The organism is Streptomyces sp. NBC_00353 (assembly GCF_036108815.1).
Classification (GTDB): Bacteria; Actinomycetota; Actinomycetes; order Streptomycetales; family Streptomycetaceae; genus Streptomyces.
In genome coordinates, this window is record NZ_CP107985.1 from 7,262,377 (window position 1) to 7,281,381 (window position 19,005).

The following is a 19,005-nucleotide window of genomic DNA, read 5'->3' on the forward strand; positions in this document are numbered from 1 at the left end:
GACAGCGACAATGCCGGCCGACGAGAGCTCCGCCGCGCGCGGCACAGGCCGCTCACGGGCGACCGCGGCGATCAGCCGGGCGTTCGCCCCGCCCCTCCTGGTCTCCGCCCGCCCGGCAGGGCCCCCGGCGCCCGCCGGCCTCGCTCTGCGCGGCAGGCTGGCTGCGGGTGCCGGGCGGCGGCCCGCGGTGCCGCGCTCCAGGGGCCACGACGGCTCCGGCCCGCGCACCCCCCGCAGGAGCAGTGGTGTGCGGCGGATGTACGAGCAGGCACGCCGGGCCTGGGACCGCCCGCTGACCGCGTACTACCTGATCCTCGGCGCCGGCCTGCTGATCACCGTGCTCGGCCTGGTGATGGTCTACTCCGCCTCGATGATCAAGGCGCTGGAGCTGGACAAGCCCGGCACGTATTTCTTCCGTAAACAGTTCCTCGCCGCCGTCATCGGCTCCGCGCTGCTGGTGATCGCCTCCCGGATGCCCGTCAAGCTCCACCGGGCGCTCGCCTACCCGCTGCTCATGGGTACGGTCTTCCTGATGGTGCTGGTCCAGGTACCAGGGGTAGGGATGTCGGTCAATGGCAACCAGAACTGGCTCTATCTGGGCGGCCCCTTCCAGCTCCAGCCCAGCGAGTTCGGCAAGCTGGCCCTGATCCTCTGGAGCGCCGATCTGCTCGCCCGTAAACAGGACAGGCGGCTGCTGACACAGTGGAAGCACATGCTGGTGCCCCTCGTCCCGGTCGCCTTCATGCTCCTAGGGCTGATCATGCTCGGCGGTGACATGGGAACTGCGATCATTCTCACCGCGATCCTCTTCGGCCTGCTCTGGCTGGCCGGGGCGCCGACCCGGCTCTTCGCCGGGGTGCTCGCCGTCGCGGGAGTCCTTGCCTTCCTGCTGATCAAGACCAGTCCGAACCGGATGTCACGCCTCAGCTGCATGGGGGTCAGCGAACCCGGCCCCGACGGCTCGTGCTGGCAGGCCGTGCACGGCATCTATGCTCTGGCGTCCGGCGGATTGTTCGGATCCGGGCTGGGTGCGAGTGTGGAAAAATGGGGCCAACTGCCCGAACCTCACACCGACTTCATCTTCGCCATCACCGGGGAGGAACTGGGGTTGGCGGGGACGCTGTCGGTGCTCGCCCTCTTCGCGGCTCTAGGCTATGCGGGTATCCGCGTGGCCGGACGCACGGAGGACCCCTTCGTGAGGTACGCCGCGGGAGGTGTGACCACCTGGATCACGGTCCAGGCCGTGATCAATATCGGTGCGGTGCTCGGCCTGCTGCCGATCGCCGGGGTCCCTCTCCCGCTGTTCTCCTACGGAGGATCGGCCCTGCTGCCGACCATGTTCGCTGTCGGGCTGCTGATCGCGTTCGCGCGAGAGGAACCCGCCGCGAAGGCGGCCCTGGCCATGCGGAGGCCCGGGGTGAGATGGAAGACGATGAGACGGCGCGTCAAGAAGCGTCCGTCCGGAGAGCGGTGAATTTCGGTGCATGTCGTACTCGCCGGTGGGGGGACCGCCGGCCACATCGAGCCCGCGCTTGCCCTCGCGGATGCCCTGCGCAGGCAGGACCCGAGCGTGGGAATCACTGCCCTGGGCACGGAGCGCGGACTCGAGACCAGGCTCGTACCCGAGCGGGGGTACGAACTGGCGCTGATCCCGGCCGTTCCGCTGCCGCGCAAGCCCACCCCTGAACTGATCACTGTCCCGGGGCGGCTGCGCGGCACCATCAAGGCCGCCGAGCAGATCCTGGAGCGCACCAAGGCGGACTGCGTCGTCGGCTTCGGCGGCTATGTCGCGCTGCCCGGCTACCTGGCCGCCAAGCGGGCCGGGGTGCCGATCGTCGTCCATGAGGCAAACGCCCGGCCGGGCCTGGCCAACAAGATCGGTTCCAGGTACGCACACGGGGTCGCCGTGTCCACCCCGGACAGCAAGCTGCGCGGTGCCCGCTACATCGGAATCCCGCTGCGCCGCACCATCGCCACCCTGGACCGGGCCCGGGTCCGCCCGGAGGCGCGCGACGCGTTCGGCCTCGACCCCAACCTGCCGACGCTGCTGGTCTCCGGCGGTTCGCAGGGCGCCCGCCATCTCAACGAGGTGATCCAGCGGGTCGCCCCGCTGCTGCAGCGCTCCGGGATCCAGATCCTGCACGTGGTCGGCCCGAAGAACGAACTGCCGCGCATCGACAACATGCCCGGGATGCCGCCCTACGTCCCGGTACCGTACGTGGACCGGATGGATCTCGCGTACGCCGCGGCCGACATGATGCTCTGCCGCGCGGGCGCGATGACCGTCGCCGAACTCTCCGCCGTCGGGCTGCCCGCCGCCTACGTCCCGCTGCCGATCGGCAACGGCGAACAGCGGCTCAACGCCCAGCCGGTGGTCAACGCCGGCGGCGGTCTGCTGGTGGACGACGCGGCGCTCACCCCCGAGTGGGTGCAGAGCAATGTCCTCCCGGTGCTTGCGGATCCGCACCGTTTGTATGAAATGTCCCGCGCCGCCGCCGAGTTCGGCCGCAGGGATGCCGACGACCTGCTCGTCGGCATGGTGTACGAGGCGATTGCCGCACGCCGCAACGCGTGAGGCGGGCGGGTCCGGGGGTGATGCCCCCGGACCCGGCATAAGGAGCGAGCGTGGCCGGACCGACGACCGCCCGGCGCGGTACAGGGCAGCAGCAGGACGAACCGGCCCGCCCACCGCGCCCCACCAGGCGCAGACTGCCCAGCCGCAGACTGCTGACCGTGATCACCGTCGGCGTCCTGCTGCTCGTTTCCGGGTCCGTCTGGGCGCTCTACGGCTCGTCCTGGCTCCGGGCCGAACAGGTCACGATCACCGGTGTCGACGTACTGACCCCGGCCGAGGTGGAGGCCGTCGCCGCGGTGCCGATCGGGGCCCCGATGGTTTCCGTGGACACGGATGCCATCGCGGACCGGTTGCGCCAGAAGTTGCCCCGTATCGACTCGGTGGATGTCGTACGGTCATGGCCGCACGGCATCGGACTTAAAGTGACCGAACGCAAACCGGTCCTGTTGATGAAAAAGGACACAAAGTTCATTGAAGTGGACGTGAAAGGTGTCCGTTTCGCCACGGTGGACAGGGCGCCGAAGCGCGTACCGCTGCTCGAACTGACCCCCGATCAGTCGGCGAGTCTGCGCCGCTTCGGCAGCGGCCGGCTGGTGCGGGAAGCGGTCCGGGTAGCGGGCGAACTCCCCGTTGCAGTCGCCAAGGACACCCGGGTCGTGCGGGTCACCTCGTACGATTCGATCTCCCTGGAGCTGACCGGTGACCGTACGGTGGTCTGGGGCAGCGGCGAAGAGGGGCCGGTGAAGGCAAGAGTCCTCACCGCTCTCATGAAAGCGGGTCCCAAAGCGGGACACTTCGACGTGAGTGCACCCACCGCTCCCGCGGTGTCGGGCAGTTGACGCGCATTTGGCCTGGCCAGCACCCTGGTTGGTCAGCGCTACGGGTGATCACATAGGGTGAAAAGAAAAACGGGAGGTTCGGCGTGTTCGTTGAACGTGCGCCACTTGTCGACTTAGTGTCCTGTTCGGAAGAGTCCAAGAAGCAGACACACTGGTAACCCTAAACTTCAACGTTAGGGTTTGGGTCGGCGTTCGGACCGTCCCAATCGGCATCAGTCGTCGCCGCGGGAGATCCGCGAAGCGACGACACGTAACTCGAGGCGAGAGGCCTTCGACGTGGCAGCACCGCAGAACTACCTCGCAGTCATCAAGGTCATCGGTGTCGGCGGCGGTGGTGTCAATGCCATCAACCGAATGATCGAGGTCGGTCTCAAGGGCGTCGAGTTCATCGCGATCAACACTGATGCGCAAGCCCTGTTGATGAGCGACGCCGACGTCAAGCTCGACGTCGGCCGTGAACTCACCCGCGGCCTCGGCGCCGGGGCCAACCCGGCCGTCGGTCGTAAGGCGGCAGAGGACCACCGTGAGGAGATCGAGGAGGTCCTCAAGGGGGCCGACATGGTCTTCGTCACCGCCGGAGAAGGCGGCGGCACCGGCACCGGCGGCGCGCCCGTCGTCGCCAACATCGCTCGCTCGCTCGGCGCCCTCACGATCGGTGTGGTCACCCGCCCGTTCACCTTCGAGGGCCGGCGTCGCGCGAACCAGGCGGAGGACGGCATCGCCGAGCTCCGCGAAGAGGTCGACACCCTCATCGTCATTCCCAACGACCGACTGCTGTCCATCTCGGACCGTCAGGTCAGCGTGCTCGACGCGTTCAAGTCGGCCGACCAGGTACTGCTCTCGGGTGTCCAGGGCATCACCGACCTCATCACCACCCCGGGTCTGATCAACCTCGACTTCGCCGACGTCAAGTCGGTCATGTCCGAGGCCGGATCGGCGCTCATGGGCATCGGCTCGGCCCGCGGTGACGACCGCGCGGTGGCCGCGGCCGAGATGGCGATCTCCTCGCCGCTCCTGGAGGCGTCCATCGACGGCGCCCGCGGTGTCCTGCTCTCCATCTCCGGCGGCAGCGACCTCGGTCTCTTCGAGATCAACGAGGCCGCCCAGCTGGTGAGTGAGGCGGCCCACCCGGAGGCGAACATCATCTTCGGTGCGGTCATCGACGACGCACTGGGCGACGAGGTGCGGGTCACCGTGATCGCTGCGGGCTTCGACGGCGGACAGCCGCCGGCGCGTCGCGAGAACGTCCTCGGTGCGGGCGCCGGCAAGCGCGAGGAGCAGGCTCCGCCGGTCCGGTCCGCCGAGCCGGTGCGCCAGTCCGGCGGGCTCGGTTCCGTGCCCGTGCGCGAGGAGGCCCCGGCCGAGTCCGTGCCGGTGGCGAACGAGACCTCGATGTCGCCGGTCTCCCAGCCGCACGTCCCGCCGGCCCGTCCCTCCTACCAGGACACCCAGGCCGAAGAGCTGGATGTTCCGGACTTCTTGAAGTGATAGGCCGGCACCACGCAGTGACCGCAGTGTCCTCCGTGTCCTCGGGGGGTGGCGCTCACTTCGCCTTCACCGACAGGTGGGGTGGGGTGAGCGCCGCTCCGTACGGGGAGCTCAACCTCGGCGGCGCGGTCGGGGACGACTCCGCCGCCGTTCTCGCCAATCGCGAGCGCGCCGCCCGAGGCCTCGGTCTCGACCCGGCACGGGTCGTCTGGATGAACCAGGTGCACGGGCGGGACGTGGCGGTGGTCGACGGGCCCTGGCCGGACGGTTCCGAGATTCCCGCGGTGGACGCGGTGGTGACCGCGCGACGCGGACTCCCGCTCGCCGTGCTCACCGCCGACTGCACCCCCGTACTCCTCGCCGACCCGGTCGCCGGGATCGCGGCAGCGGCACACGCCGGCCGGCCCGGTCTGGTCGCCGGAGTCGTTCCCGCGGTGGTCGAGGCCATGGTGGCGCTCGGTGCGGAGCCCTCCCGGATCACCGCGCACACCGGCCCGGCCGTCTGCGGACGGTGTTACGAAGTCCCGGCGGCAATGCGGTCCGAGGTCGCCGAGGCGGTTCCCGGATCGTGGTCCGAGACCAGTTGGGGGACGCCGGCCGTGGATGTCACCGCCGGGGTCCATGCCCAACTCGAAGCGCTAGGGGTGCGGGACCGGCACAAGTCGCCCGCCTGCACCCTGGAATCGGGCGACCACTTCTCGTACCGCCGCGACCGCACCACCGGGCGGCTCGCCGGATATGTCTGGTTGGACTGATAGGGCATGACGGACCGTAGAACTCAACTCGCCGCAAATCTGGCACAGGTGGAGCAACGTATTGCTTCCGCCTGTGCCGCCGCCGGTCGCAAAAGGGAAGAAGTGACCCTCGTCGTGGTCACGAAGACCTATCCGGCGAGCGATGTGCGGATCCTGCATGAACTCGGTGTGCGTCATGTCGCGGAGAATCGTGACCAGGACGCGGCACCCAAGGCAGCCGCTTGTGCGGATCTGTCGCTCACATGGCACTTTGTCGGACAACTGCAGACGAACAAGGTTCGTTCTGTGGCGAGTTATGCCGATGTAGTGCAGTCGGTCGACCGGACCAAGTTGGTCACGGCCCTCTCGGCCGCCGCCGTGCGCGGCGGGCGTGAACTCGGGTGTCTCATCCAGGTCGCCCTCGACGCGGAGAGCGGTGAGCGCGGTGACCGGGGCGGCGTCGCGCCGGACAGGATCGAGGAGTTGGCCGACGCGGTGGCCGCCGCTCCGGGGCTCCGGCTCGACGGTCTGATGACCGTGGCCCCGCTCGCCGGAACGTACGCCGGGCGGCAACGCGCGGCATTCGACCGGCTGATGGAATTCTCATCCCGCCTGCGCGGGAACCATCCGGCTGCGAACATGGTCTCTGCAGGGATGAGCGCGGACCTCGAGGAAGCGGTTGCGGCCGGAGCGACACATGTGCGCGTCGGTACTGCGGTACTCGGAGTCCGACCCGGGCTCGGGTAACGTCGCCAAGCAAGTCGGACCACAGCAGAAAATATGGTCATTCCCGCCTTTGGCGGGCAGGCCTGAGTGGATCGCGGGCACTTGGTGACAGGTTCCGATCCACCACAGAGCGGAGGACTCAGAGCATGGCCGGCGCGATGCGCAAGATGGCGGTCTACCTCGGCCTCGTGGAGGACGATGGGTACGACGGTCCGGGGTTCGACCCCGACGACGAATTCGAACCCGAGCCGGAGCCGGAGCGTGACCGGCGGCGGCACCAGCCCGCGCATCAGGTGGAGCGGGACCGTGAGCGGGACGAACCGGTACGAGTGGTGCAGCCGCCCGCGCAGCGGGAGCCCGTCCAGATCTCGGCGGAGAGCGTGCGACCCGCCCGAATCGCGCCCGTGGCATCCATCACACCTGAACGCCCCAACATGGAGAAGAACGCACCGGTGATCATGCCCAAGGTCGTGTCCGAGCGGGAGCCCTACCGGATCACCACGCTGCACCCCCGGACCTACAACGAGGCCCGTACCATCGGGGAACACTTCCGTGAGGGCACTCCGGTGATCATGAATCTCACGGAGATGGACGATACGGACGCGAAGCGACTTGTCGACTTTGCGGCAGGACTCGTCTTCGGTCTCCATGGCAGCATTGAACGGGTGACGCAGAAGGTGTTCCTGTTGTCGCCTGCTAACGTCGATGTCACGGCGGAGGACAAGGCCCGCATCGCTGAGGGCGGATTCTTCAACCAGAGCTGAGAACACGACACCGGGAACGACCCCGGCCGAGAGGCCGGAGCTACGAGAGCCAGGGGAGAGGGAAGCGCGAAATGGGCGTCGCACTGCAGGTTGTCTATATCGCGCTGATGTGTTTCCTCATCGTGCTGATCTTCCGGCTGGTCATGGACTACGTCTTCCAGTTCGCACGTTCATGGCAGCCCGGCAAGCCGATGGTGGTGCTTCTTGAGGCCACCTACACTGTCACCGATCCACCGCTCAAGCTTCTGCGGCGGTTCATTCCGCCGCTGCGTCTCGGGGGCGTGGCACTCGACCTGTCCTTCTTCGTTCTGATGATCATCGTCTACATCCTGATCGCGATTGTGACCAGGCTGTGAACGATACGGTCTTGCCGACTGCCGACGACTACGTAGAGGTGAAGAAGAGATGCCGCTGACCCCCGAGGACGTGCGGAACAAGCAGTTCACGACCGTCCGTCTCCGAGAAGGCTATGACGAGGACGAGGTCGATGCCTTCCTGGACGAGGTCGAGTCCGAGCTGACCCGCCTGCTCCGTGAGAACGAGGACCTGCGCGCCAAGCTGGCCGCCGCCACGCGTGCCGCCGCGCAGAACCAGCAGCAGGGCATGCGGAAGCCGGAGCCGCAGGACCGGCCCGGGGCACCCGTGCCCGCCGCCATATCGGGTCCGCCGGTCCAGCAGCAGCCCCCGCAGATGGGTCCCCCCCAGCTGCCCGGTGGTGCTCCGCAGCTGCCCGCCGGTCCCAGCGGTCACGGTCCGGGTCAGCACGGCCCCGGCCCTCAGGGTCAGCACGGCCCCGGCCCGATGCAGGGCGGCCCCATGGGCGGTCCCATGGGTCACGCACCGCAGCAGATGCAGCAGATGCAGCAGATGCAGCCGCCGCAGATGCAGCAGCCCGGTCAGGGACCCGGTGGCGACAGCGCCGCCCGTGTCCTCTCGCTCGCGCAGCAGACCGCCGACCAGGCGATCGCGGAGGCCCGTTCCGAGGCCAACAAGATCGTCGGCGAGGCACGGAGCCGTGCCGAGGGCCTGGAGCGCGACGCGCGTGCCAAGGCGGACGCACTGGAGCGGGACGCGCAGGAGAAGCACCGCGTGGCGATGGGCTCGCTGGAGTCGGCCCGCGCGACGCTGGAGCGCAAGGTCGAGGACCTGCGCGGCTTCGAGCGCGAGTACCGGACCAGGCTGAAGTCCTACCTGGAGAGCCAGCTGCGTCAGCTGGAGACCCAGGCCGACGACTCGCTGGCCCCGCCGCGGACCCCGGCTGCCGCTTCGCTGCCGCCGTCGCCCTCGCTGGCTCCGGCCGGTGCGGGTGCCATGGGACACACCATGGGTGGCAACCACGGTGGTCACGGTGGCCCGCAGATGGGCGGCAACCCGTCCATGGGCGCCGGACCGTCCTACGGTGGCCAGCAGCAGATGTCGCCGGCCATGACCCAGCCGATGGCACCGGTGCGGCCGCAGGCGCCGCAGCCGATGCAGCAGGCGCCGTCGCCGATGCGTGGGTTCCTCATCGACGAGGACGACAACTGAGCGGCTCGCGCGCGCTGAGCGCGTAGCCGTCGGCAGGCTGAGGGCCGGGCCCCGGGGATTTCCCCGGGGCCCGGCCCTTTTGCCGTGTGCAGCGGGTGCGGGTACGCCTGCGGCGGTCCTTGTCCCCGCCCCGCCCCGTTAGCCGCCCCGGACCACGGGCCGCAGTCGCAGACGAGGCTGAGGAGCCGGCCCCTCCGGCGATAGCGGAGCAGCGAAAAGGCCCGGCCGGAAAGTTTCCGGCCGGGCCTTTTCGCTGCTCCGGTGCGGGTTACTGCTCCGTCTTGCGGAGGCGGAACGTGAGGGACAGGCCCTCGTCCTCGAACGGGGCGCCGTACGCCTCGTCCGCCTCGCCCTCCGCGTAGTCCAGCGCCAGCACCTCGTCCGCGATCAGCGGCGCATGCTCGGTCAGGGCCTCCACCGTCGCCGGCGACGTGGACGTCCAGCGGACGGCGATGCGGTCCGCGACGTCCAGGCCGCTGTTCTTGCGGGCCTCCTGGATCAGCCGGATCGCGTCACGGGCCAGCCCCGCGCGCCGCAGTTCCGGGGTGATCTCCAGGTCCAGAGCGACTGTCGCGCCCGAATCGGACGCCACCGACCAGCCCTCGCGCGGCGTCTCGGTGATGATCACCTCGTCGGGGGAGAGGGTGACCTGCTCGCCGTCCACCTCGACCGACGCCGTGCCCTCGCGCAGGGCCAGCGAGAGTGCCGCCGCGTCGGCGTTCGCCACGGCCTTCGCGACCGCCTGGACGCCCTTGCCGAACCGCTTGCCCAGCGCCCGGAAGTTCGCCTTCGCCGTCGTGTCGACCAGCGAGCCGCCGACCTCCGAGAGGGAGGCCAGCGAGGAGACGTTCAGCTCCTCGGTGATCTGGGCGTGCAGGTCGGGGGAGAGCGCGTCGAAGCCCGACGCCGCGACCAGCGCCCGGGAGAGCGGCTGGCGGGTCTTGACGCCCGACTCCGCGCGCGTGGCCCGGCCGAGCTCGACCAGGCGGCGTACCAGCGCCATCTGGGTGGAGAGGGCCGGGTCGATGGCCGCGAGGTCCGCCTTCGGCCAGCTGGAGAGGTGGACCGACTCGGGGGCGTCCACGGTGACCGGGACGACCAGGTCCTGCCAGACCCGCTCGGTGAGGAACGGGGTCAGCGGGGCCATCAGCCGGGTGACCGTCTCGACGACCTCGTGCAGGGTGCGCAGCGCCGCCTTGTCGCCCTGCCAGAAGCGGCGACGGGAGCGGCGCACGTACCAGTTGGACAGGTCGTCCACGAACGCGGAGAGGAGCTTGCCGGCACGCTGGGTGTCGTAGCCCTCAAGTGCCTGCGTGACCTGGTCCACCAACGCGTTCAGCTCGCTGAGCAGCCAGCGGTCCAGGACCGTGCGGTCCGCCGGGGCCGGGTCGGCCGCGGACGGCGCCCAGTTCGACGTACGGGCGTACAGGGCCTGGAAGGCGACCGTGTTCCAGTACGTGAGGAGGGTCTTGCGCACGACCTCCTGGATCGTGCCGTGGCCCACGCGCCGCGCCGCCCAGGGGGAGCCGCCCGCCGCCATGAACCAGCGGACCGCGTCCGCGCCGTGCTGGTCCATCAGCGGGATCGGCTGGAGGATGTTGCCCAGGTGCTTGGACATCTTCCGGCCGTCCTCGGCGAGGATGTGGCCCAGGCACACCACGTTCTCGTACGACGACTTGTCGAAGACCAGCGTGCCGACGGCCATCAGCGTGTAGAACCAGCCGCGGGTCTGGTCGATGGCCTCGGAGATGAACTGCGCCGGGTAGCGGCTCTCGAAGAGCTCCTTGTTCTTGTACGGGTAGCCCCACTGCGCGAACGGCATCGAACCCGAGTCGTACCAGGCGTCGATGACCTCCGGGACGCGGTACGCCTCCAGCTGGCAGTTCTCGTGCGTGCAGGTGAACGTGATCGCGTCGATGAACGGACGGTGCGGGTCCAGGTCCGACTGGTCGGCGCCGGTGAGGTCGGTGAGCTCGGCGCGGGAGCCGACGCAGGTGAGGTGGTTGTCCTCGCAGCGCCAGATGGGGAGCGGGGTACCCCAGTAGCGGTTGCGGGACAGCGCCCAGTCGACGTTGTTGTTCAGCCAGTCGCCGAAGCGGCCGTTCTTGACCGAGTCCGGGAACCAGTTGGTCTTCTCGTTCTCTTCGAGGAGCCGGTCCTTGATGGCGGTCGTACGGATGTACCAGGACGGCTGCGCGTAGTAGAGCAGCGCGGTGTGGCAGCGCCAGCAGTGCGGGTAGCTGTGCTCGTACGGGACGTGGCGGAAGAGTTTGCCGCGGGCCGCCAGGTCCTCGGTGAGCGCCTCGTCGGCCTTCTTGAAGAAGGTGCCGCCGACCAGCGGCAGGTTCTCCTCGAAGGTGCCGTCGGGGCGGACCGGGTTCACGACCGGCAGGCCGTAGGCGCGGCAGACCTTGAGGTCGTCCTCACCGAACGCGGGGGACTGGTGGACCAGACCCGTACCGTCCTCGGTCGTCACGTACTCGGCGTTGACGACGTAGTGCGCCGGGGCCGGGAAGTCCACGAGGGCGAACGGGCGCTCGTACGTCCAGCGCTCCATCTCGCGGCCGGTGAACGACTGGCCGGTGAGCTCCCAGCCCTCGCCGAGTGCCTTCTCCAGGAGGGGCTGGGCGACGACGAGCTTCTCCTCGCCGTCGGTCGCGACGACATATGTGACGTCGGGGTGCGCGGCGACCGCGGTGTTGGAGACCAGCGTCCACGGGGTGGTCGTCCAGACCAGCAGCGCGGCCTCGCCGGCCAACGGGCCGGAGGTGAGCGGGAAGCGTACGAAGACCGAGGGGTCGACGACCGTCTCGTAACCCTGCGCCAGCTCGTGGTCCGAGAGGCCGGTGCCGCAGCGCGGGCACCACGGGGCGACGCGGTGGTCCTGGACCAGCAGATCCTTGTTGAAGATCTCCTTCAGGGACCACCAGACGGAGTCGACGTACGACGGGTCCATCGTGCGGTACGCGTCGTCCAGGTCGACCCAGTAGCCCATTCGGGTCGTGAGCTCGCTGAACGCGTCGGTGTGGCGGGTCACGGACTCGCGGCACTTGGCGTTGAACTCGGCGATGCCGTACGCCTCGATGTCCTTCTTGCCGTTGAAGCCCAGCTCCTTCTCGACCGCGAGCTCGACCGGCAGTCCGTGGCAGTCCCAGCCGGCCTTGCGGCCCACGTGGTAGCCCTGCATGGTGCGGAAGCGCGGGAAGACGTCCTTGAAGACGCGGGCCTCGATGTGGTGGGCGCCGGGCATGCCGTTGGCGGTCGGCGGGCCCTCGTAGAAGACCCACTCGGGGCGGCCCTCGGACTGTTCGAGGCTCTTGGCGAAGACCTTGCTCTCGCGCCAGAAGTCGAGCACGGCGTGCTCCAGCGCGGGAAGGTCGACCTGGGCGGGTACCTGGCGGTACTGCGGCGATGTCATGGGCGAGATTCCTCCGGCGGACGTTTTCCACTTCCGTCGGAGGGACGAGAACCGTGCCGGCTCCCGCGGTACCACCCTCCTTGGCCCCGGGTGTGTGCCCGTGGCCCCCTCATTGGGGTCGCGATGCCGGTTCTACTTGCCTTGCGGCGTTCTTCCGACGGCTCCGGGTGATTTTCACGACGCGCTCGCCCCCGGGCTCTCACCGTCCCCGGGTCGCTCCTGGCTGCCTACGACGCTACTCGTCCCATCCATGCCTCTCGCTGGGGCCAGTGTACGGGCCCGTACGGGCGACGGCCGACCGGTTTATCCAGGGGGCGCGACCGTGACCCGAATGGCGCGACGGGTCGTACGGAGTCCTGGCGGGGGCCGGGAGACGGATTACCGGGCGGGGAGCTGGGCACAACGGTTTCAGGCGCGCGGTGATCCGGCACGAGGAGGGGCGATCCGGCGGCGTGCCCCGTTGCCGCCGGGCTGGGGTCGATTTATCGTCCCAGCACGATTCGCGTGCAAGATCACAATATGTGAAGGGGCCGCGGCCATGGTGGCGAAGAAGACCGCCGAACAGAAATCGGCGTCAGCGAGATCCACGGGCGCGGCGGCCGAGGCGACGACCGAGGAGGCGGGCTCGCAGACCGCGGATCCGGGTCCGAGGAAGGCCGCGGCGAAGAGCACGGCGACCAAGAAGTCGGCAGCGAAGAAGGCCGTGGCGAAGAAGGCTCCGGCCAAGAAGGCCACTGCGAAGAAGAGCGCGGCCAAGAAGGCTTCGAAGAAGACCGCTGCGGCGGACACGGGGGCGGCCGAGGCCGCCGAGGAGACGGGAGCCCACACGGTGGTAGCCAAGAAGAGCGCAGCCCGGACCCGCACGGCCGGCAAGGGCGCGGCGCCCGTACCGCCCGCCCGGGCCGCCGCGACAGCACCCGGGGAACTGGCCGTACGGCCGGGCGAGGACCCCTGGACGCCGGACGAGGTCTCGGAGGCGCGGGCCGAGCTGACCAGCGAGATCATGCGGCTGCGCAGTGAGCTGGAGGCCTCCGGGGTCGCGCTCGCCGGGTTGATGAGGGACTCCGGCAACGGAGCCGGTGACGACGAGGCGGACACCGGCACGAAGAACATCACCCGTGAGCACGAAATGGCGCTCGCCGCCAATGCCACGGAGATGCTGGAGCAGACCGAGCGGGCGCTGGCCCGGCTCGACGCGGGGACGTACGGACTGTGCGAGATCTGCGGCAAGCCGATCGGCAAGGCGCGCATGCAGGCGTTCCCCCGGGCCACTCTCTGCGTCGAGGACAAACAGAAGCAGGAGCGCCGCGGCTGATCCGCGGGGGGCGTGTCGTACTCTCGTCTTCGGTCAGGAACCTAGGTTGAGGGACTCACGTGGCAGAGGCGGAGCGCATCATCGGTACGCCGGACATCCCTGGAGCTGAGGGGACCGAGGGCGCCGGGGACAAGGTCCAGGGCGAGGTCCGGGGCAAGGGCAAGCGGAAGATCACGGTGCTCTTCGCCGTGGCCGTCTTCGCCTACCTGCTCGACCTGATCAGCAAGATGATCGTGGTCGCGAAGCTGGAGCACCACGAGCCCGTCGAGGTCCTCGGCGACTGGCTGCGGTTCGACGCGATCCGGAACGCGGGCGCCGCGTTCGGCATCGGCGAGGCATTCACGGTGATCTTCACCGTCATCGCGGCGACTGTGATCGTGGTCATCGCCAGGCTCGCCCGCAAGCTCTACAGCCTGCCGTGGGCCATCGCCCTCGGTCTGCTGCTCGGTGGAGCGCTCGGGAACCTCACCGACCGGATCTTCCGCTCGCCCGGCGTCTTCAAGGGCGCGGTGGTGGACTTCATCGCCCCCGCGCACTTCGCCGTCTTCAACCTGGCGGACTCCGCCATCGTCTGCGGCGGCATCCTGATCGTGATCCTTTCCTTCAGGGGCCTGGACCCCGACGGCACCGTGCACAAGGACTAGCGGGGGCAAGGCATACTCGACAGGTGAGTACGTATCCCGAGGTCCGCACCCTGCCCGTGCCCGACGGTCTGGAAGGCGAGCGTGTCGACGCCGCCATTTCCCGGATGTTCGGCTTCTCCCGCACCAAGGCCGCCGAGCTGGCCGCTGCCGGGAAGGTGCAGGTGGACGGAGCCGTGGTCGGGAAGTCCGAGCGCGTGCAGGGCGGCGCCTGGCTGGAAGTGGAGATGCCGCAGGCGCCCGCTCCGGTGCAGATCGTCGCCGAGCCCGTCGAGGGCATGGAGATCGTGCACGACGACGACGACATAGTCGTGATCATGAAGCCCGTCGGGGTGGCCGCCCACCCGAGCCCGGGCTGGACCGGCACCACCGTGATCGGCGGTCTCGCCGCGGCCGGATACCGGATCTCGACGTCCGGCGCCGCCGAGCGCCAGGGCATCGTCCACCGTCTCGACGTCGGCACCTCCGGCCTGATGGTCGTCGCCAAGTCCGAGCGGGCCTACACGCTGCTGAAGGGCCAGTTCCGCGACCGGGTCGTCGAGAAGAAGTACCACGCGCTGGTCCAGGGCCATCCGGACCCGATGAGCGGCACGATCGACGCCCCCATCGGGCGTCACCCCAACCTCGACTACAAGTGGGCGGTCACGGCCGAGGGCAAGCCCTCCGTGACGCATTACGACCTCATCGAGGCGTACCGGGCGGCCAGCCTCCTCGACATCAAGCTGGAGACCGGCCGCACTCACCAGATCCGCGTGCACATGGCCGCCCACCGCCACCCCTGCGTGGGTGACCTGACCTACGGCGCCGACCCGACGATGGCCAAGCGTCTCGGGCTGACGAGGCAGTGGCTGCACGCGGTCCGGCTCGGCTTCGAGCACCCGGCGGACGGCAGCTGGGTGGAGTTCGCCAGCAGCTACCCGGACGACCTGCAGAACGCCCTGGACAAGATCGCGGCGGAGAGCGAATGACCACCGGCACCCCGGCCCCGTACACCACCCGCATAGCCGTCGACGAGAGTGACCTCGCGGCCTGCTTCCAGGTCCGCAAGGAGGTCTTCGTCGGCGAGCAGAACGTGCCCGAGGAGATCGAGTACGACGCCTACGACGCGGACGCGGTGCATGTCGTCGCCGTCGCGGCGGACGGTTCGGTGCTCGGTACGGGACGGCTGCTGCACGGTGCGGGGGTGGCCGCCAAGACAGGTGGCGACCTCACCGTCGGCTCGCTCGGCCGGCTCGCGGTGGCCAAGCGGGCGCGCGGTCTCGGGGTCGGCGTGGCGCTGGTCGGGGCCATCGAGGACGCGGCCCGCGGGCTCGGTCTCGTCGCCGTGGACCTGCACGCCCAGACCCACGCGCTCGGCTTCTACGAGCGGCTCGGGTATGTGGCGTACGGCCCTGAGTTCGCGGATGCGGGGATCGCCCACCGGGCGATGCGCCGCACTCTCTGACAGCAGGCACCGCCCCCGCCGTACGGTCCGGACCGGCACGGCACGGCACCCCGGCACACGTCCGCGCCGGCCCGGCAGACCCCGGCGCGGTCCGCGTCCACCAGGAGCGCTCCGGAAGGGCACATCGTGGACCAGATGGCACTGCTCCTGCTTCTGTTGCTCGGAGCCGTGGTCACGGTGCCACTGGGGGAGCGTCTCGGGCTGCCGGCGCCGGTACTGATGACCCTCGCCGGGGTGGCCATGGCATTCATCGGCTTCGTGCCGAATGTGGACATCCCCCCGGAGATCATTCTCCCCGCCCTGCTGCCGCCGCTGCTCTACGCCTCCGCGCAGCGCACCTCCTGGCGGCAGTTCGCCGCCAACAGGCGCCCGATCTTTCTGCTGGCCGTGGCCCTGGTCTTCGTGACGACGGCAGCCGTCGCCGGCGTGGCCAACGCGATCGTCCCCGGGCTGCCCATCGCCGCCGCCGTGGCGCTCGGCGCGCTCGTCGCACCGCCCGACCCGGTCGCCGCGACCGCCGTCGCGGGATCGCTCGGGCTGCCGCGCAGGCTCGTCTCCGTCCTGGAGGGCGAGGGGCTGTTCAACGACGTGACCGCGATCGTGCTCTACCACGTGGCGATCGCCGCAGCGGTCAGCGGCACCTTCTCGCTGCCGCACGCCTTCGGGCTGCTGGTCCTGTCCGCGGTGGTTGCCGTGGCGGTCGGTCTCGCGCTCGGCTGGCTGACCATCAAACTCATGGGTCTGCTCGGCGATGCGACGCTCCAGGTGGGGCTGACCCTGCTGGTGCCGTTCGTGAGTTACGTCCTCGCGGAGGAGCTGCAGGGGTCGGGCGTGCTCGCCGTGCTGACCACCGCGCTCTTCCTCGCCGAACACACCGCCGACGCGGACGACGTGCTGGGCCGGCTCACCGGCCGCACCTTCTGGGAGATCGTCGACACCCTTGTCACCGGGGTCGCGTTCGGCCTGATCGGCCTCGAACTACGCAATGTCTTCGGTGTGTCGGACGGCCGCGCCTGGCAGATGACCGGCTGGGGTCTGGTGATTGTCGCGGTCGTCGTCGGCGTACGGCTGCTGTGGCTGCTGCCCGCCACCTGGCTGGCGAAGCGGCTGCACAGCCGCCGCGACTACAGCGAGGAGCTCCCCGCCGGCTGGCGCGAGACCGTCGTCATGTGGTGGGCCGGGATGCGCGGTGTGGCCACGGTCGCGCTGGCCCTCGCGATCCCGCTGAAGACGGACGACGGGAAGCCCTTCCCCGGCCGCGACGAGATCGTCTTCATCGCCTTCGCAGTGATCATGGCGACCCTGGTCTTCCAGGGGCTCACCCTGCCGTGGCTGGTACGGAAGCTCCGCGTCCGCGCGGACACGGGCGCGGAGGCGGCACTGGAACGGGACCTCGCGATCCGCGCCGCGAAGGCCGCACGGCAGCGGCTCAGGGAGATCCAGGAGGTCGAGGAGTTCCCGCAGGAGGTGGTGGAGCGGCTGCTGCGACTGGCGTACGACGTGGGGGCGCGGATCAGCCCCGAGATGGTCGACGAGGACCGGCGTGAGGCGTACGCGCAGCGTGCCGAGCGGCTCCGGGCGGTCAGCCGGATCCAGCGCGAGATGATGTCCGCGGCCCGCCATGCCGTGCTGTCGGCGCGCAGCGAGACGGGGACGGACCCGGAGGTGGTCGACCGGGTGCTGCGTCAGCTGGACGTTCGGAGCCTGCACTGACGACAGGGCCTTCCGTCGTGCCGCGGGCCGACGGCCGCGGTGTTGTCGTTCGCCGTACTGTCGGCCGCACCTGGCACCATTGCTCCCATGAACATCATGCTTTTCCACTCGACGTACGGCCTGCGCCCCGCGGTGCACGCGGCCGCCGCCCGGCTTCGCGCAGCGGGGCACGAGGTGCACGTGCCCGACCTCTTCGACGGGCGCACGTTCGAGACCGTCGAGGAAGGCATGGCCTTCAAGGACGAGGTGGGCAAGGACGAACTGCTCCGGCGCGCCGTGCTGGCCGCCGCGCCCTATTCCGAGCGCGGCCTGGTCTACGCGGGCTTCTCCTTCGGCGCGTCAACCGCTCAGACCCTGGCCCTCGGTGACGAGAAGGCGCGCGGACTGCTGCTGCTCCACGGCACGTCGGACATCGCCGAGAGCGCGTCGGTCGACGAGCTGCCCGTACAGCTGCATGTCGCCGACCCGGACCCGTTCGAGACGCACGACTGGCTGAACTCCTGGTATCTGCAGATGCAGCGGACCGGCGCCGATGTCGAGGTCTACCGCTACCCCGGGGCCGGCCACCTCTTCACGGACCCGGATCTGCCGGACTACGACGCGTCGGCGGCCGAGCTGACCTGGAAGGTTGCGCTCGGCTTCCTCGCCACCCTGTAGACGGACCCGGGCCCCGCCACCGTGACGGTGTGCGGGGCCCCGGCGGCCCGGTCCGTGGCTCAGGCGCGGTACGCGGCCCAGCTGTCGCTCATCCGCTGCACCTGGCCCGCGGTGAACTGGTACATGCAGGAGTCGTACGTGTAGTCCATGAAGTTGTGGATCGGGTCGACCCCGGTCTTGTTGGTGCAGGTGTCGCGTCCGGTCGGGCACTCGAACGCGGCGCTCTTCTCCGCGGGCGTGTCGGAGACGTAGTCGCCGTTGCCGTTACAGCCGCCCTGGAAGGTGTGGTACAGCCCCATCCAGTGGCCGACCTCGTGGGTGGCGGTGTCGCCCTCGTCGTAGTTGGTGGCCGAACCGCCCGGCAGCGAGGCGTCGAGGATCACCACGCCGTCCATGCTCGGGCTGGAGTTGTACGAGCTGGGGAAGGTGGCCCAGCCGAGCAGCCCGCCGCCGAGGTTGGCGGTGTAGACGTTGAGCGCGTTCTTGCCGCCCTTGCGCAGCGCCGTCTTCATCGCCCTCTCGGCGGACGAGCCCGAGGAGAGGTTGTACCAGGCGGCGTTGTCCGTGTAGTCGGTGCCGGCCAGCGAGAACTGGAAGCCGGTGTCGGTGTTGCCGGTGCCCTGGCCGCTGTAGGCCGCGTTCAGCACGTTCATCTGGCTGCTGATGTCGCCGGCGGTGAGCTTGCCGGTGGTGCCGGAGTGGATGACGTGGAAGTAGACCGGGACGGTCGCTCCGGCGGCCAGGGTGGTTCCGCTGACCCGGCGGTCCGCGAGTCTCTCCTTCAACTGCGTGTCCATGGCCTTGGCCTGGGTCGCGGTGAGTTCGTTGGGCTCCGCGGCGTGCTTGGTGCCCGAGGGGCGGGCCTGGCGCGCGGTCGCGTCGGTGCTCGCGCACTTCTCGGCAGAGGCTGAGGCGGAGGACACCTTGGCGGCGGCTGAGCCGGTGGGCGCGGAGAGCGGTGCCAGGGCCAGGGTTCCGGCCAGGATGGCGGTGCCGATCGCACGGTTACGTATACGCGGCGATATGCGGGCAAAAGTGCGCACAGAGACTCCTCGCGGATGTGTGGGGGAGGAATTTCCTCACCCGCCGCCGGGAGATTACGTGCGCATGTCACATGTTGAGGAGAATCGATCAGGCCCAATCATTCGTGGGGCAAACCGGGGT

At 69.5% G+C, this 19,005-nt stretch carries 17 protein-coding genes; 15 read left to right on the forward strand and 2 right to left on the reverse strand.

The window, feature by feature from the left end; all coding sequences use genetic code 11:
- The first annotated feature begins 10 nt into the window (after window positions 1–10).
- The 9 genes from ftsW (at window position 11) to OHA88_RS32755 (ending at window position 8,653) form a co-directional block, all read left to right on the forward strand.
- The gene (ftsW, locus tag OHA88_RS32715) at window positions 11–1,474 is read left to right on the forward strand and encodes a putative lipid II flippase FtsW (RefSeq protein ID WP_328628145.1); all 1,464 of its coding nucleotides are present in this window, start codon (window positions 11–13) and stop codon (window positions 1,472–1,474) included.
- A gap of 6 nt (window positions 1,475–1,480) precedes the next feature.
- On the forward strand, window positions 1,481–2,575 hold the full coding sequence (murG, locus tag OHA88_RS32720; RefSeq protein WP_267005622.1) for an undecaprenyldiphospho-muramoylpentapeptide beta-N-acetylglucosaminyltransferase: 1,095 nt from the start codon (window positions 1,481–1,483) through the stop codon (window positions 2,573–2,575).
- Window positions 2,576–2,625: 50 nt separating this feature from the next.
- Window positions 2,626–3,414: a cell division protein FtsQ/DivIB gene (locus tag OHA88_RS32725; RefSeq protein ID WP_328628146.1), complete on the forward strand. Its 789-nt coding sequence runs from the start codon at window positions 2,626–2,628 to the stop codon at window positions 3,412–3,414.
- A 276-nt stretch (window positions 3,415–3,690) separates the two neighbouring features.
- Complete coding sequence (gene ftsZ, locus OHA88_RS32730) at window positions 3,691–4,902, forward strand: cell division protein FtsZ (RefSeq protein ID WP_328628147.1); 1,212 nt, start codon at window positions 3,691–3,693, stop codon at window positions 4,900–4,902.
- Entirely contained in the window at window positions 4,899–5,657 is a 759-nt protein-coding gene (gene pgeF, locus OHA88_RS32735; RefSeq protein ID WP_443044316.1) for a peptidoglycan editing factor PgeF, read from the forward strand. Before ftsZ ends, pgeF begins: the two co-directional genes overlap by 4 nt.
- A gap of 6 nt (window positions 5,658–5,663) precedes the next feature.
- Window positions 5,664–6,383, forward strand: a complete 720-nt coding sequence (locus tag OHA88_RS32740) for a YggS family pyridoxal phosphate-dependent enzyme (RefSeq protein WP_328628149.1) — start codon at window positions 5,664–5,666, stop codon at window positions 6,381–6,383.
- A gap of 125 nt (window positions 6,384–6,508) precedes the next feature.
- Window positions 6,509–7,126, forward strand: coding sequence for a cell division protein SepF (locus tag OHA88_RS32745; RefSeq protein WP_266986668.1), 618 nt, complete (start codon window positions 6,509–6,511; stop codon window positions 7,124–7,126).
- A gap of 71 nt (window positions 7,127–7,197) precedes the next feature.
- The gene (locus OHA88_RS32750; RefSeq protein WP_030919359.1) at window positions 7,198–7,482 is read left to right on the forward strand and encodes a YggT family protein; all 285 of its coding nucleotides are present in this window, start codon (window positions 7,198–7,200) and stop codon (window positions 7,480–7,482) included.
- A gap of 49 nt (window positions 7,483–7,531) precedes the next feature.
- Window positions 7,532–8,653 carry a DivIVA domain-containing protein gene (locus tag OHA88_RS32755; protein ID WP_093929630.1) on the forward strand — a complete coding sequence of 374 codons (1,122 nt, stop codon included), beginning with the start codon at window positions 7,532–7,534 and terminating at the stop codon, window positions 8,651–8,653.
- 268 nt (window positions 8,654–8,921) lie between these two features.
- On the opposite strand, the gene ileS is transcribed toward OHA88_RS32755, so the two are convergent.
- Complete coding sequence (gene ileS, locus OHA88_RS32760; RefSeq protein ID WP_328628150.1) at window positions 8,922–12,071, reverse strand: isoleucine--tRNA ligase; 3,150 nt, start codon at window positions 12,069–12,071, stop codon at window positions 8,922–8,924.
- 538 nt (window positions 12,072–12,609) lie between these two features.
- Here ileS and OHA88_RS32765 point away from each other — a divergent pair.
- The 6 genes from OHA88_RS32765 to OHA88_RS32790 all read left to right on the forward strand — a co-directional run bounded on the left by OHA88_RS32765 (window position 12,610) and on the right by OHA88_RS32790 (window position 17,841).
- Window positions 12,610–13,386 (forward strand): TraR/DksA family transcriptional regulator, encoded by a 777-nt coding sequence (locus OHA88_RS32765; RefSeq protein WP_328628151.1) that lies wholly within the window; start codon window positions 12,610–12,612, stop codon window positions 13,384–13,386.
- Window positions 13,387–13,445: 59 nt separating this feature from the next.
- Window positions 13,446–14,030, forward strand: coding sequence for a signal peptidase II (gene lspA, locus OHA88_RS32770; RefSeq protein WP_328628152.1), 585 nt, complete (start codon window positions 13,446–13,448; stop codon window positions 14,028–14,030).
- Between the two features lie 23 nt (window positions 14,031–14,053).
- Complete coding sequence (locus tag OHA88_RS32775) at window positions 14,054–14,995, forward strand: RluA family pseudouridine synthase (protein ID WP_326603168.1); 942 nt, start codon at window positions 14,054–14,056, stop codon at window positions 14,993–14,995.
- On the forward strand, window positions 14,992–15,471 hold the full coding sequence (locus OHA88_RS32780; protein WP_267005632.1) for a GNAT family N-acetyltransferase: 480 nt from the start codon (window positions 14,992–14,994) through the stop codon (window positions 15,469–15,471). The genes OHA88_RS32775 and OHA88_RS32780 overlap by 4 nt, the downstream gene beginning before the upstream one ends.
- A 126-nt stretch (window positions 15,472–15,597) precedes the next feature.
- Window positions 15,598–17,184, forward strand: coding sequence for a Na+/H+ antiporter (locus OHA88_RS32785; protein WP_328628153.1), 1,587 nt, complete (start codon window positions 15,598–15,600; stop codon window positions 17,182–17,184).
- Between the two features lie 87 nt (window positions 17,185–17,271).
- Window positions 17,272–17,841 carry a dienelactone hydrolase family protein gene (locus OHA88_RS32790; RefSeq protein ID WP_328628154.1) on the forward strand — a complete coding sequence of 190 codons (570 nt, stop codon included), beginning with the start codon at window positions 17,272–17,274 and terminating at the stop codon, window positions 17,839–17,841.
- 59 nt (window positions 17,842–17,900) lie between these two features.
- On the opposite strand, the gene OHA88_RS32795 is transcribed toward OHA88_RS32790, so the two are convergent.
- Entirely contained in the window at window positions 17,901–18,884 is a 984-nt protein-coding gene (locus OHA88_RS32795) for a zinc metalloprotease (protein ID WP_328628155.1), read from the reverse strand.
- Window positions 18,885–19,005 lie beyond the last annotated feature (121 nt).